We start from the raw sequence: 13,324 nt of genomic DNA on the forward strand, positions 1-13,324 counted from the left end.
CCTCGCCAAAGACTGGGAACGCTCCATCGAGAGCTCGACCGCGTGGGCGAATATCGCTTCTATCCGGATGCTAACCCGCAGAATTGCGCGACTTTCAGCCGCATGACAGACTTTTGAATCGGGCTCTCAGTAGATTTCTTCAAAGTTCCATCCGGTTAGATTCAAAGCCAACATGCCAAAATCACGCATAGATCCCTTTTTTGGCGACCATCGACTGGCGTAGTCAAAGCCGCCTTTGTCGGAGCGTTCGAGCATCCACTGACTACCATCTAGGCCAAGTTCGCATTTCGCAGACGACTCATTGAACGGGCTCGCCTTTGCCATCGCATCAGCCAGTTGGCGCGCTTCCGCCGAACTAAGCGTTCGGGCGATCTGTCTTTTGATGGTTCCCGGATCATATCCGCCAGCGCCTGAAAGCTCTTTTGCGATTATGGTCGTGAAGCCGGGCGCGATTTCAATTCGGACAATCACTGGATGATCAAAGGTCGGAAGCCAAGTAAATCTGAGGACACTGATTTGGGCAGATTTGCCGCCGCCTTTTGACAGTTGATACAAAGATGGCTCCTGCGCCGCTTCCCAGTGCTTGGAATACCATTCATTTTCAAATGTGCTAACTTTTGGAAAGCATTCAGGATAGCCCTTAAAGTTGCAGATGTGCATGATCCTCCCGAAGGAAGGCGGAAAATACTGGGTTCCCAATTTGGTGGGGCTGATAGTTTCAACTTTGCCGGGAAGCATTTTGCAAAGCGGATCGCTATCTAAGGCGTTGCTGCGTTCGATTTTAGCGCCGTGACAGCCCGCCAACGTCAGTAATAGGATGATGGCCGCTAATCTCATCAGCAATGTATCGCTTTCGATCGTCACGAAGGCAATCCCCCCGTCCGGCGCTAACAGCGGCATCCTGACAGCGGACCGGCAGCTTCCCACCAATCTCAGACGTTCCCGAGAGCTGCGGGTTTATGCGGCATTGTGCGCGTTGAATCCGACCCCGCGACCAATTCACCCGTCCGCAGGTTTCAGGCGCACGTCACCATCACGCGCACAGCGGCCGCGAATTGCTCACCTCAAGGTGCAGGTGGTCGTGGTGGGCGGCGTTGAATTGCGGGGTCAGCACGGTGCCGAAGCGCTTGCAGGCGCTGTCGCGGATCGTGCGCAGGAACGCGCGGGCCTGCAAGTCGTCGCCCGCCCAGTCTTGCGCCACGGTAACACGGCGCCCGTTCTCCAGCACGAACGCGGATACGTCGATCGCGTTGGCGGTGGCGTGCGCGCTCAGTCGGTCGGAGCCCGCGATCGTGCGGCAATTGTAGCTGCCCATCGTCTCGATCCGGCGCAGGCCGCTGCCCAGGATCGAGCGCGCCGCGCGGTCGACGCCGAACCGCGCCCAGCCCGACAGCGTATTGGCCAGCGGGCACGTCACCGGGCCAAGGTTCGATAGCTGCAACTGCGTGGTGTCGCTGCGCAGCCAGTTGAGCTTGACCGTGTTGAGCGTCGAGCACCCCGCGCCGTAATACTGGTCGGGCAGGGGCGTGAACCCGGCCTGCGTGCGGCCCAGATCGGTCAGGCAGGCGCGGGCTTGCGGGGCGTAGGACAGGCCGGTGGAGGCGTGGCGCTGCGGCGCGCGCGGGGCTGGCGCGGGCGCGCCGACGCAACCGGCCAGCGTGGTGGTCAGCGCGATCGCGAGCAGGAAAGAATGCGCACGCAATGCCATTGTCGCACCATGCAAGATCATGGTTTGTTTTTGGTTAATAGCATGCTTTCGCCGCGTCGCCCACTGCCCGGCGGCAACCCTGGCGGCCCCATCGGTCATCCGCTGCGGACGCGGGCGACATGGTGCGCGCGCCGGTTCAGTATCAAACCGCATTCGCTTGACAGCCCCCGTCGCGCCACTATGAGCGGCCCCGGGCCACGCGGTCCCAACGCCGCGCGTGCTCTCTGCAAGGAGAGACTACATGTCTGTACCAGTACCGGCGCGCAAGCCTGCGCGTCCGCATTTCTCGTCCGGTCCCTGCGCCAAGCCGCCCGGATATTCCCCCGAAAAACTTTGCCTCGAATCGCTGGGTCGCTCGCACCGCGCCAAGATCGGCAAGGCGCGCCTGCAGCTTGCGATCGACCTGATGCGCGACGTGCTGCAACTGCCCGATACGCACCGCATCGGCATCGTTCCGGGGTCGGATACCGGCGCTTTTGAAATGGCGATGTGGACGATGCTGGGCGCCCGCCCGGTCACCACGCTGGCATGGGAAAGCTTTGGCGAGGGCTGGGTCACCGACGCGGTCAAGCAATTGAAGCTCGATCCCACCGTGCTGCGCGCCGACTATGGCCAGATTGCCGACCTTGCCGCCGTGGATTGGTCGAACGACGTGCTGTTCACCTGGAACGGCACCACCAGCGGCGTGCGCGTGCCCAACGCGGACTGGATTCCGGAAACCCGCGAAGGGCTGTCGTTCGCCGACGCCACCAGCGCGGTGTTCGCCTATGACATCGACTGGTCGAAGATCGACGTTGCCACCTTCTCGTGGCAGAAAGTGCTGGGCGGCGAAGGCGGCCACGGCGTGCTGATCCTTGGCCCCCGCGCGGTCGAACGGCTCGAAACCCATACCCCCGCATGGCCGCTGCCCAAGGTGTTCCGCCTTGTTTCCAAGGGCAAGCTGGCCGAGGGCGTGTTCAAGGGCGAAACCATCAACACCCCCAGCATGCTGGCGGTCGAAGATGCCATCTTCGCGCTCGAATGGGCCAAGTCGCTCGGCGGGCTTGAAGGGTTGAAGGCGCGCAGCGATGCCAACGCCGCCGCGCTCGACAAGATCGTGGCCGAACGCGCGTGGCTGTCGCATCTGGCCGCCGACGAAGCGACCCGTTCGCGCACGTCGGTATGCCTCAGCGTCGAAGGCGCGGATGCCGACTTCATCAAGAAGTTTGCAGGCCTGCTCGAAAAGGAAGGCGCCGCCTTCGACATCGCCGGATACCGCGATGCTCCCGCAGGCTTGCGCATCTGGTGCGGTGCGACCGTCGACACCGCCGATGTCGAAGCGCTCGGACCGTGGCTCGACTGGGCCTGGGCCTCGACCACGGCTGCGCTGGCCGCGGCCTGACCCGCACGAACGCCTTCTCCCCGTTTCAACCGTCACCCTGAACTTGGTTCAGGGTCCATCTCTCGTCCTGCACCGACATTTCCGGCGGCGGGATGGATGCTGAAGCAAGTTCAGCATGACGTTGCTCAATTCTGATGGACTGGATCGAAACATGACCAAGCCCAAAGTTCTCATTTCCGACAAGATGGACCCCAACGCCGCGCGCATCTTTGCCGACATGGGCTGCGATGTGGACGTGATCACCGGCAAGACGCCCGACGAGTTGAAGGCGATCATCGGCCAGTACGATGGCCTCGCCATCCGCAGCACGACCAAGGTGACCAAGGACATTCTGGCCGCCGCCACCAACCTCAAGGTCATCGGCCGCGCGGGCATCGGCGTCGACAACGTCGACATTCCGGCCGCTTCGGCGCAGGGCGTGGTGGTGATGAACACCCCGTTCGGCAACTCGATCACCACCGCCGAACATGCCATCGCGCTGATCTTCGCGCTCGCCCGCCAGTTGCCCGAGGCCAATGCGCAGACCCAGCAGGGCCTGTGGCCGAAGAATGGCTTCATGGGCGTGGAAGTCACCAGCAAGACGCTCGGCCTGATCGGCGCGGGCAACATCGGCTCGATCGTCGCCAGCCGCGCGCTGGGCCTGAAGATGAAGGTCGTGGCCTATGACCCGTTCCTGACGCCCGAACGCGCCATCGAGATGGGCGTCGAAAAGGCCGATCTGGACACCCTGCTGGCCAAGGCCGACTTCATCACCCTGCACACCCCGCTGACCAGCGAGACGCGCAACATCCTGTCGGCTGAAAACCTTGCCAAGACCAAGAAGGGCGTGCGCATCGTCAACTGCGCGCGTGGTGGTCTGATCGATGAAGCCGCGCTCAAGGATCTGCTCGATTCGGGCCACATCGCGGGGGCCGCGCTCGACGTGTTCGAGACCGAACCGGCCAAGGACAGCCCGCTGTTCGGCACGCCGAACTTCATCTGCACCCCGCACCTGGGCGCATCGACCACCGAAGCGCAAGTCAACGTGGCGCTGCAGGTGGCCGAACAGATGGCCGAATATCTGACCACCGGCGGCGTGACCAACGCGCTCAACATGCCCTCGCTGTCGGCCGAAGAAGCGCCCAAGCTCAAGCCCTATATGGCGCTCGCCGAAAAGCTGGGCGCGCTGGTCGGCCAGTTGCAGCACGACAATCTGACCAAGATCGCGATCGAGGTCGAAGGCGCCGCAGCGCAGTTGAACCAGAAGCCGATCACCGCCGCCGTGCTGGCGGGGCTGATGAAGCAGTATTCGCAGACCGTGAACATGGTCAACGCGCCGTTCCTGGCCAAGGAGCGCGGGCTTGACGTGCGCGAAGTGCGCCATGACCGTGAAGGCGAATACCGCACGCTGGTGCGCGTCACCGTCGGCACCGCGCAGGGCGATCGCTCGGTGGCGGGCACGCTGTTCGGCAATGGCCAGCCGCGTCTGGTCGAAATCTTCGGCATTGCCGTGGAGGCCGACCTTGATGGCGACATGCTGTATATCGTCAACTCCGACGCGCCGGGCTTCATCGGCTCGATCGGCACGCTGCTGGGTCAGGAAGGCATCAACATCGGCACCTTCCACCTTGGCCGTCGCACCGCCGGCGGCGAGGCGGTGCTGCTGCTTTCGGTCGACAGCCCGGTCAGCGCCGACGTGCTGGCCAAGGCGCGCGCGCTGAACGGCGTTCGCACGGTGCGCGCGCTGAAGTTCTGATCGCGCGTGGATTGATCCCGGCCGGGGTCGGTCGGCGGCACCCGATGCGGCCCGCCGACCCCGGCACCCTTTTGCGCTTGCCGCCCCGGACGGTTTGACCGGCCTTGCGCATCGTCATACCCTTGCCGGAATAACGGAATCGACAAGGGGGAAAGCGATGCACAAGGCATTTTACGCGGCAGTTCTGATGGGTGGGCTTGCTACGTCCGCGCAGGCCAATGCGGCCCCTGCGGCTCCTGCCCACGCCACTGAAATTGCTCTGATTCAGGGCTTTGACGATGCCTTTGCCGCCGCGCTCAACCGGGGTGACGGTGCTGCTGCGGCCAAGATGTATGCGCCCGATGCCACGATGCTGCCGTCGGACAACAAGGTCTACAAGGGCGCGGACATCGCCGCGTTCTGGACGGCGGCCACCGGAGCGCTGACCAACGTGCGCTTCGTCGTGCTCGACGCCGAACGTATCGCCCCCGGCTACATCCGCGAAATCTGCCGGGTCAGCTTCGACACCCGCGCCGAAAAGCCGACCCATGTCGACGCCACGGCCTCGGTCGTGTGGAAGCGGGTTGGCGGCAAGTGGATGCTGTGGACCGATACCTTTCATTGATCCGGGCGGCCTGACGGACGCTGCCTGATCGAACCGGGCCAAATCCGGCCCGGTCAGGTGGCCCGGTCAGGTGGCCCGATGACGGCGCTCCGGCGGGCGTTCCACCCCTCGACAGCCATGGCGCATGGTGTATGGACGCGCCCATGGAAAGCCACGACGCCGATCTGCTGCCCGAGGGGCTCGAAGACCGCCTCCCACGGGAAGCGGCCACCACCACCCGTGCAATGCGCGCCATTCAGGACGTGATGCACGGACACGGCTATGATCGCGTGTTGCCGCCGATGATCGAGTTCGAGCAGAGCCTTGCCGCGCGCATGGCGGGGATCCGGTCGCGCCGCATGTTCCGCTTCGTCGATCCGGTCAGCTTGCGGATGATGGCGCTGCGCAGCGACTTCACCCCGCAGATCGGGCGCATTGCCGCCACCCGGCTGGCCGAGGCCGCGCGCCCGCTGCGGCTGATGTATGCGGGCCAAGTGCTGACGATCAAGGCCGACGGGCTGGACCCCGCGCGCGAACGGTTGCAGTGCGGCGCCGAACTGATCGGCGTCGATAACGTCGCTGCCGCCACCGAAGTGCTGGGCCTTGCCATCGAGGCGCTGCAGGCCGCCGGCGCGCACGCCATCAGCATCGATTTCACGCTGCCCGATCTGGTCGATACGCTGGCGGCACAGGCCTTTCCGCTGGCCCCCGGACAGATCGAGGCAGTGCGCGGCGAACTCGATACCAAGGATGCGGGCGGGCTGGTCGATGCGGGTGGAGAGGCCTATCTGCCGCTGCTTTATGCCACCGGCGAATTCGACATCGCCATCGAACGGCTGGCCGCGATCGATACCGGCGGCGTGCTGGCCGACCGCATCGCCGCATTGCGCTCGATCGCGGCGGCTGTCGCGGGCGAGGGGGTACGGCTGACGCTCGATCCCAGCGAGCGGCATGGTTTCGAATACCAGTCGTGGTTCGGCTTCACGCTTTATGCCGATGGTGTGCGCGGGCTGCTGGGGCGCGGCGGTACGTATCGCATCGCCGCCATAGATGCGGGTTCGGGCGACGGCAGCGCAGGCGAAGTCGCCACCGGGTTTTCGCTCTATCCCGACGCGCTGATCGCGCTGCTTTCCGCCAACGAGGCTCCCGAGGACCGCCTGTTCCTGCCCATCGGTCATGACCGCGCCACCGCCGCCCGCCTGCGCGCGATCGGTTGGCGCACGGTGGCCGCGTTGAGCGAGGCCGACGACGCGGCGGCGCTGGCCTGCACCCACGTGCTGACCGGCGATCAGGCGGTGCGAATTTAGGGCGGTCATGGGGCTGGCGGCAGGCGGCAAACGCTTGACTCTTCCGCCCGCAACACCCTAGGGGCCGCTCCGCACATCGGGTCGCGTGCAATGCGTGGCCCTACCCGACCCATCCGCTACGCCGAGTCCTGTCGAAGGGCGTTTCCGGATCCACCTGGCAGGGTGGAGGAGTGTATCTGTGGCCAACGTCACCGTGATCGGCGCCCAGTGGGGCGATGAAGGCAAAGGCAAGATCGTCGACTGGCTGGCCAGCCGGGCCGATGCCGTCGTGCGCTTTCAGGGCGGGCACAACGCCGGCCACACACTGGTGGTGGGCGAACAGGTCTACAAGCTCTCGCTGCTGCCTTCGGGCATTGTCACCGGCACGCTGTCGATCATCGGCAACGGCGTCGTTCTCGATCCGTGGGCGCTCAAGGCCGAGATCGAGAAGCTGACCGGGCAGGGCGTGACGATCAACGCCGAAAACTTCGCGATTGCCGACAATTGCCCGCTGATCCTGCCGTTGCACCGCGATCTTGACGGTCTGCGCGAGGCGGCTGCGGGCGCGGGCAAGATCGGCACCACCGGACGCGGCATCGGCCCGGCGTATGAAGACAAGGTCGGCCGTCGCGCGATCCGGGTGTGCGATCTCGCTCACCTCGATGCGCTTGACGCGCAGCTTGACCGCCTGTGCGCGCACCACGATGCCTTGCGCGCGGGCTTCGGTCAGGCGCCGGTCGACCGCGCCGCGCTGCTCGACGAACTGCGCGAAATCGCGCCTTATGTCCTGCAATTTGCCCAGCCGGTGTGGCGTCGCCTCAATCAGGTGCGCAAGGCCGGCGCGCGCATCCTGTTCGAGGGCGCGCAGGGCGTGCTGCTCGATGTCGACCATGGCACTTACCCGTTCGTCACTTCGTCCAACACGGTGTCGGGCACGGCGGCTTCGGGATCGGGGCTTGGCCCCAGCGCCACCGGCTTCGTGCTGGGCATCGTCAAGGCTTATACCACGCGCGTCGGTTCGGGCCCGTTCCCGACCGAGCTGGAAGACGCCACCGGCCAGCGGCTGGGCGAGCGCGGCCACGAATTCGGCACCGTCACCGGCCGCAAGCGTCGCTGCGGCTGGTTCGACGCGGTGTTGGTGCGCCAGTCCTGCGCGATCTCGGGCGTGACCGGCATCGCGCTGACCAAGCTCGACGTGCTCGACGGGTTCGAGAAAGTGAAGATCTGCACCGGCTATCGCTTGCGCGGCAAAGTGCTCGATTACTTCCCCAGCCACGCGGCGGATCAGGCCTCGGTCGAACCGATCTATGAGGAAATGGACGGCTGGCAGGGCACCACGGCCGGCGCGCGTTCGTGGGCCGATCTTCCCGCGCAGGCGATCAAGTACATTCAGCGCGTGCAGGAACTGATCGAAACGCCGGTGGCGCTGGTCTCCACCAGCCCCGAGCGCGAGGACACCATTCTCGTGCGCGATCCTTTCGTCGATTGATCGTGCCGCTGTCCGGGCGGTCCGGCCTGCTGCTGGCGTTGCTTTTGGGCAGCGCGGCACGGGCCGGTCCGCCGGACGATGCGCTTGATCCGTCACGCGTTGCCGGCGCGACCATTGCCAGCGTTCTGGTCGAAAAAGCCGCGCGGCGGTTGACCCTGCTCGATGCGGACGGTCGGGCGGTGCGGCAATACCAGCATATCCAGCTTGGCCGCGAACCGCTGGGGCCCAAGCGCTTCGAAGGCGACGGACGCACCCCCGAGGGGCACTACACCATCGATTTCGGCAACCCGACAAGCGCCTATTACTTGTCGCTGCACATCAGTTATCCCGATTCGCGCGATCGCGCATTTGCCGCAGCAGCGGGGCGCAAGCCGGGTGGCGCGATCTTCCTGCATGGCAGTCCGAACGGGTTTTCGCAGCGTCCTGCGGGCGACTGGACCGAAGGCTGCATCGCTCTCGATAACCGGGAAATCGAAGAAATCTGGGCACTTGTGCCAGACGACACCCCCATCGACATTCTGCCTTGATCCAAAACCGACGTATCCGTAGTTGACCTTATTGCAGCTTGTTCCACTATTGTTCGCGTCATAGCAAACATAAGGCTTCACAGGATGGGACAGGCAGCCTCGTCGTTCGATTATGGGTTTGGCGACGAATCCGATGAAGATTGGCTCACAGGCGCGGCTGATCGCCCGTCTCGCGCCTCGTCATCGCTATCCTCGCTCGCCGTGTCGATCTTCGCTGACAAAGGCTATCTGCGCGCCGAAATGGCCGAAGATGCGGCTGCTGCCGGTTTGCGCATCGCGCAGACATCGGACCTTGCCAATCTTCTTGAAACCGATGGCAAGCCAACTCTGGGCGATCTGGTCCTGGTCGATTGCCCGGTGATCGATGGGGCCGAACTGGCGGCGTTGTCGCGGCTCGACATGCGGGCCGCCAAGCACGGCTCGCATCTGGTGGTTTCCACCAGCATGAATTCGCTCGATGACGTGTTCGGCTGCCTTGACCAATCGAACGCGCAGATTCTGGTCATGCCAAGCCGCGCCGACCGGGTGATCGCGCTGGGTCGGGTGCTGACGCGCAGCGGCAACCGCGTGCGCGAACTGTCCGAGGAAGACCGGCTCTCGCTCTTGCGCCTGACCGAACAGGTCAGCCAGATCGCGCACAAGCTGGAACAGATTTCCAGCCATGCAACGCCGGTCGATCCGCCGCCCGCGTTCCGTTTCGAACAACCTGCGGGATCGTGCGCCACGAAGGCAGATGCGCGGTCGGACCTCGCTTATGAAAATGGCAGCGATCGGCTGGTGCGGGCGGCCCGTCCGCCGCTGCCCGATCCGCGACTGGTCCGCCGGATCATCCGCCAGCGTCAGTTGCGCGCGCGCTTTTTCGAAGGCGATCTGTTCGCCGATCCGGCGTGGGACATGCTGCTCGATCTTACCGCTGCGCGGGTCGAACATGTGCGGGTCTCGGTTACGTCGTTGTGCATCGCTTCGGGCGTGCCGCCCACCACGGCATTGCGCTGGATCGGCCAGATGACCGACTCGGGGCTGCTGCAACGGGTCGATGATGAAACCGACCGTCGCCGCGCGTTCATCACGCTGACCGACAAGGCCGCCGATGCGATGGCCCGCTACTTCGCCGAACTGGGTGCCCACAGCGCCACGATGGTGTGATCGGCGGCGCTGATCCGTTGCGCCAGCGGGCTTTGCAGAGCGCGCGGTTGCGAGGGGGCGGTCATATGTTCCGCTCCAAGCGCCGGTGCGGCGTTCCGGTTCTGGGGCGGGTTCAAGCGCTGGTTTCGGGGCCCGCGTCGCACAAGTGTGGCGCCTGCGACGGGCCCAAGCTGCAAATGGTCATCCGGCTGGCGTGATCGTGTGGTCGGGCTGGCGGTCGAGCGGGGCGGGGCGTAGCAAGTCGGCCAGTTCGATGTGGCCGGGCGCATCGGCCACGTCAGTCAGGTCGGCCTGCAACTGGCGATAGGCTCGCAGGATGCGTTCGCCCAAGGCGCTGATCCGGGCGCCACCGCCATGCGCGCTGCCGGGGGATGTTTCCACCAGCGGCGCGGTCCAGCAGCGGTTCATCACGTCAACCAGTAGCCAAGCCCGGCGATAGCTCATCCCCATGGTGCGCGCCGCGGCAGAGATCGAACCGGCCCGGCCGATCTCTTCAAGTAGATCGGCCTTGCCCGGTCCGAACGCGATGGCGTCACCGCACATCACCTGAATCTTGAGTTTTATGGCAGCCATGGGCCGCATATATCGCGCCATCGACGGCGGCGAAACCCTCCTGCGCCAGCGGTGTGGTCGCGGTTGGGGCTTCCTGCGCTGCCTCTGCCGGAACGTTGGCCCCTGTCTGTGGTCGGCGCAGGCTGCCAGCATGGAAGGGGCGTCGGCGCCCGGCGGAGCGATGGCGTCAGTTGATGACGTCGGCAGCTTGCTGTTTCCGATCAAAAGCTGCGGTTGCGGTGATGGGGCAAAAGAACGCAGCCCGGCTTTGCCAATGGCGCAGCGCCGGGAGCGGCCAGCCGAACCAAACCAAACCAAGCCAAACCAAGCCAAACCAAACCAAACCAAGCCAAACCAAGCGATCGCGTGCCTCTTTGGACGGTGCCGACGGATGCAAAACCACATCGATAGCCCGCCAAAGGGCCGTCCACCTTTGCGAGGGGGAGGCCGCGAACGTCGGCACCTCGGGCTGCGCTGGTCCGCGGCTTCAGCCTGGGCAACGATGGAGATTGCGCAACGCAGGGGGGCCTTTCGGGAGGGCAAAATCGCCGGGGGGCCAAGCTGCAAACCCGCCCGTGCAGCGTCGTTTCTGCTGGCACATCGGCCTGACGCTCAGGCAGCGGGGACCAGTTCGGCATGTCCGCGACACCCAGATCGTACACTCGTAAATCGCGCCGTTCGGGTGTCCCCTCGGGATTTACCTTGTGGTGAACTTCGTTTGCCCAAAACAGCCCATTACGGCGTCGGAAAGGATTGAGATATCGTCATATCCCAGCGCCTTTCCTTCTTACACTGAGCCGTTCTGCTGCAAACTTCGCTGGCGCGGTTCATGAGTTTACAACCTGACCACCCGGCAGGCGCACCGGCTCCCACGCGGCACAGTCGCGGTATGGTTCCATCGCCTTCAGCCGCTCGGCTGATGCGGCCTTGCGCGACGGATCTTCGGACCGGCACGATCCCGGCTGCTGGACGATGATCCGTGGCTTGCCCTCAGGATAGGTCTTGTCTGACCAGACCCAGTCGGCCGCCCCACAGGCCCGGCAAGTTCGGGGCGGGTATTTTGCCATGCGAGCCTCCCTCCGATCGGCGCTGGACACAATGGCTTCACGCCTCATCGGTCATCGACCCGATGGCCGGTTCAGCACCGATCGCACCGTGTTCCAGCGGCGTTACAGGATCGGGACAACACAGGATCGGGACAGCGCCCGCGCGGCCGACCTTCGGTTCAGGCGACGCGGCGGCTGCGCTCCAGCATGCGCGCGGCAAGGTGGCGACCCGATAGCCACGCGCACTCCACGCGCGGGCCGAGCAACCAGTCACCGCAGGCGCCAAGGCCAAGCCGCGGGTTCCACAGGCTGCCGATTCCGGTCCCGGCCGACAGCGCATACCGCCAGCGGTGTATCGCGCTGGCGACCGGCTGCGCGTCGGGCGCGCCGGAAACCGTGCGCAGGGCGGCGAGCAGCGCTGAATCGACGGCCTCAACGGGGTCTTCAAGGTGCAGTTGCGACCACTGCGGGGTTGCCTGAACGACCCAGCTTTCGGGGCCGGAGCGGCCGGGCTTGTCCGAATCGCGTGCGGCCCACGCGATGATCCCGGTATCGCGCACCACGCCTGCGGGATGGGGCAGACGCTCGGCGAAGGCGTACATCGCGGTCCAGCACGGCTGCGACTTTGCAAACAATGCAGCCTTCGCCAGCTCAAAATCGTGCAAGGTCAGGATCGGCGCGGTCTGCTCGGCCGGAAGCGCGAGCACGACGGCATCGAACGGCGGCGCGTCCAGCCCGTCACCGACCAGCCGCCAGCGTCCATCGGGCTGGCGCAGCAGGCCTTTGACAAGCGCCTCGAAACGAACCGTATGGCGGTCGGCCATGGCGCGGATGACCGCATTCATGCGCGGAACGCCGACCCATGCGTCGTCGCGCGCGACAGGCCAACGCGCGGCGATCCCGGTAGCGGCCCACTCATTCACCTGCTCGGCAAAGCCCGGATCGCGCACGGTGAAATACTGCGCGCCGAAATCGAACGCCGCCTCTCCCAGCGGGGTGGCCAGACGGCGCGTCGACATGCGGCCGCCGGGGCCACGGCCCTTGTCGAACACCGAGACGTTGGCGCCTTGGGCGGCCAGCGCGTCGGCGCAGGCGAGCCCGGCCATTCCGGCTCCGATCACGGCGATGTCGAGGGCGACGGGGGGGGTCATTGCTGCAACTTGCAATTGTGGATTCGACACGTGTTCAGGGCCTTCAACCACGGCCCATCAACGCCAGTACTTCCTTGCGGCTGCTGGGATTTTCGAGAAAGCAGCCGAGCATCCGGCTGGTCACCATGCCCACGCCCGGGGTGCACACGCCGCGCCCGGTCATGCAACCGTGTTGCGCTTCGATCACCACCGCGACGCCTTGCGGTTGCAGGTGGTCCCAGATGCACTGCGCGACTTCGCTGGTCAGCCGCTCCTGAATTTGCAGGCGCCGGGCATAGCCTTGCAACACGCGCGCCAGCTTGGAGATGCCGACCACGCGGTTGCGCGGCAGATAGGCGATCGACGCGGTGCCGGTGATCGGCGCCAGATGGTGTTCGCAGTGCGACTGGAACGGGATGTCGCGCAGCAAGACGACCTCATCATAGCCCGCAACTTCGCTGAACGTGCGCTGGAGGTGCTGGCCGGGCTCTTCGTCATAGCCCGCGCAATATTCGCGCCATGCGCGCCCGACGCGGCGGGGCGTATCGGCCAGGCCTTCGCGGTCGGGATCGTCGCCGGTCCAGCGCAACAGGGTGCGGATGGCTTCCTGAACGTTGTCCGGCACGATGATCTTGCCGTCGCTGTCGTGTTCGTCGTGATCGTGAAAATCGTGCACAGCGTAGTTCACGGAAGATCCTTCCCGGAATGAGCGCGGACTTCCGGCGCGATGGTTGCGCAACG

Annotated in this window: 14 protein-coding genes and 1 pseudogene; 8 read left to right on the forward strand and 7 right to left on the reverse strand. The window is 65.2% G+C overall.

The features are described 5' to 3' along the window. Positions 1 to 106 (forward strand): annotated as a pseudogene (locus LDN95_RS19915) (IS5/IS1182 family transposase); the annotation flags it as partial. Positions 107 to 126: 20 nt separating this feature from the next. On the opposite strand, the gene LDN95_RS19920 reads toward LDN95_RS19915, so the two are convergent. Then, positions 127 to 864, reverse strand: a complete 738-nt coding sequence (locus LDN95_RS19920) for a hypothetical protein (protein ID WP_226019299.1) — start codon at positions 862 to 864, stop codon at positions 127 to 129. Positions 865 to 1,033: 169 nt separating this feature from the next. Continuing rightward, entirely contained in the window at positions 1,034 to 1,708 is a 675-nt protein-coding gene (locus LDN95_RS19925; RefSeq protein WP_226019300.1) for an extensin family protein, read from the reverse strand. A gap of 241 nt (positions 1,709 to 1,949) precedes the next feature. Here LDN95_RS19925 and LDN95_RS19930 point away from each other — a divergent pair, with 241 nt between their 5' ends. The 7 genes from LDN95_RS19930 to LDN95_RS19960 all read left to right on the forward strand — a co-directional run bounded on the left by LDN95_RS19930 (position 1,950) and on the right by LDN95_RS19960 (position 9,855). Further along, the gene (locus LDN95_RS19930) at positions 1,950 to 3,089 is read left to right on the forward strand and encodes a phosphoserine transaminase (protein WP_226019301.1); all 1,140 of its coding nucleotides are present in this window, start codon (positions 1,950 to 1,952) and stop codon (positions 3,087 to 3,089) included. A gap of 151 nt (positions 3,090 to 3,240) precedes the next feature. Beyond that, the gene (gene serA / locus LDN95_RS19935; RefSeq protein ID WP_226019302.1) at positions 3,241 to 4,824 is read left to right on the forward strand and encodes a phosphoglycerate dehydrogenase; all 1,584 of its coding nucleotides are present in this window, start codon (positions 3,241 to 3,243) and stop codon (positions 4,822 to 4,824) included. Positions 4,825 to 4,981: 157 nt separating this feature from the next. Further along, complete coding sequence (locus tag LDN95_RS19940) at positions 4,982 to 5,428, forward strand: nuclear transport factor 2 family protein (RefSeq protein ID WP_226019303.1); 447 nt, start codon at positions 4,982 to 4,984, stop codon at positions 5,426 to 5,428. 143 nt (positions 5,429 to 5,571) lie between these two features. Next, complete coding sequence (locus LDN95_RS19945; protein ID WP_226019304.1) at positions 5,572 to 6,714, forward strand: ATP phosphoribosyltransferase regulatory subunit; 1,143 nt, start codon at positions 5,572 to 5,574, stop codon at positions 6,712 to 6,714. Positions 6,715 to 6,892: 178 nt separating this feature from the next. Beyond that, complete coding sequence (locus LDN95_RS19950; RefSeq protein WP_226019305.1) at positions 6,893 to 8,182, forward strand: adenylosuccinate synthase; 1,290 nt, start codon at positions 6,893 to 6,895, stop codon at positions 8,180 to 8,182. Continuing rightward, a complete protein-coding gene (locus LDN95_RS19955) occupies positions 8,179 to 8,709 on the forward strand; it encodes a murein L,D-transpeptidase family protein (RefSeq protein WP_226019306.1) in 531 nt (176 codons plus the stop codon). Before LDN95_RS19950 ends, LDN95_RS19955 begins: the two co-directional genes overlap by 4 nt. An 84-nt stretch (positions 8,710 to 8,793) precedes the next feature. Beyond that, the gene (locus LDN95_RS19960) at positions 8,794 to 9,855 is read left to right on the forward strand and encodes a winged helix DNA-binding protein (RefSeq protein ID WP_226019307.1); all 1,062 of its coding nucleotides are present in this window, start codon (positions 8,794 to 8,796) and stop codon (positions 9,853 to 9,855) included. Between the two features lie 180 nt (positions 9,856 to 10,035). Here the strand turns inward: LDN95_RS19960 and LDN95_RS19965 are convergent, their stop codons facing one another. The 5 genes from LDN95_RS19965 to folE form a co-directional block, all read right to left on the reverse strand. Further along, positions 10,036 to 10,437 (reverse strand): winged helix-turn-helix domain-containing protein, encoded by a 402-nt coding sequence (locus LDN95_RS19965; RefSeq protein ID WP_226019308.1) that lies wholly within the window; start codon positions 10,435 to 10,437, stop codon positions 10,036 to 10,038. A 157-nt stretch (positions 10,438 to 10,594) separates the two neighbouring features. After that, positions 10,595 to 10,870: a hypothetical protein gene (locus tag LDN95_RS19970; protein WP_226019309.1), complete on the reverse strand. Its 276-nt coding sequence runs from the start codon at positions 10,868 to 10,870 to the stop codon at positions 10,595 to 10,597. Positions 10,871 to 11,234: 364 nt separating this feature from the next. Then, entirely contained in the window at positions 11,235 to 11,474 is a 240-nt protein-coding gene (locus tag LDN95_RS19975) for a hypothetical protein (RefSeq protein WP_226019310.1), read from the reverse strand. 158 nt (positions 11,475 to 11,632) lie between these two features. Then, a complete protein-coding gene (locus LDN95_RS19980) occupies positions 11,633 to 12,604 on the reverse strand; it encodes an NAD(P)/FAD-dependent oxidoreductase (protein ID WP_226019311.1) in 972 nt (323 codons plus the stop codon). A 43-nt stretch (positions 12,605 to 12,647) separates the two neighbouring features. Further along, entirely contained in the window at positions 12,648 to 13,259 is a 612-nt protein-coding gene (gene folE, locus LDN95_RS19985; protein ID WP_226019327.1) for a GTP cyclohydrolase I FolE, read from the reverse strand. Positions 13,260 to 13,324 lie beyond the last annotated feature (65 nt).

This window comes from Novosphingobium sp. FKTRR1, from assembly GCF_020404405.1.
GTDB lineage: Bacteria > Pseudomonadota > Alphaproteobacteria > Sphingomonadales > Sphingomonadaceae > Novosphingobium.

Bases quoted from the DNA above. Each gene is read 5' to 3' on its own strand.
- LDN95_RS19925 (WP_226019300.1), bottom strand. From the start codon at position 1,708: ATGGCATTGCGTGCGCATTCTTTCCTGCTCGCGATCGCGCTGACCACC.
- LDN95_RS19940 (WP_226019303.1), top strand. From the start codon at position 4,982: ATGCACAAGGCATTTTACGCGGCAGTTCTGATGGGTGGGCTTGCTACG.
- LDN95_RS19945 (WP_226019304.1), top strand. From the start codon at position 5,572: ATGGAAAGCCACGACGCCGATCTGCTGCCCGAGGGGCTCGAAGACCGC.
- LDN95_RS19965 (WP_226019308.1), bottom strand. From the start codon at position 10,437: ATGCGGCCCATGGCTGCCATAAAACTCAAGATTCAGGTGATGTGCGGT.
- LDN95_RS19980 (WP_226019311.1), bottom strand. From the start codon at position 12,604: ATGACCCCCCCCGTCGCCCTCGACATCGCCGTGATCGGAGCCGGAATG.
- LDN95_RS19930 (WP_226019301.1), top strand. From the start codon at position 1,950: ATGTCTGTACCAGTACCGGCGCGCAAGCCTGCGCGTCCGCATTTCTCG.
- serA (WP_226019302.1), top strand. From the start codon at position 3,241: ATGACCAAGCCCAAAGTTCTCATTTCCGACAAGATGGACCCCAACGCC.
- LDN95_RS19960 (WP_226019307.1), top strand. From the start codon at position 8,794: ATGGGACAGGCAGCCTCGTCGTTCGATTATGGGTTTGGCGACGAATCC.
- LDN95_RS19975 (WP_226019310.1), bottom strand. From the start codon at position 11,474: ATGGCAAAATACCCGCCCCGAACTTGCCGGGCCTGTGGGGCGGCCGAC.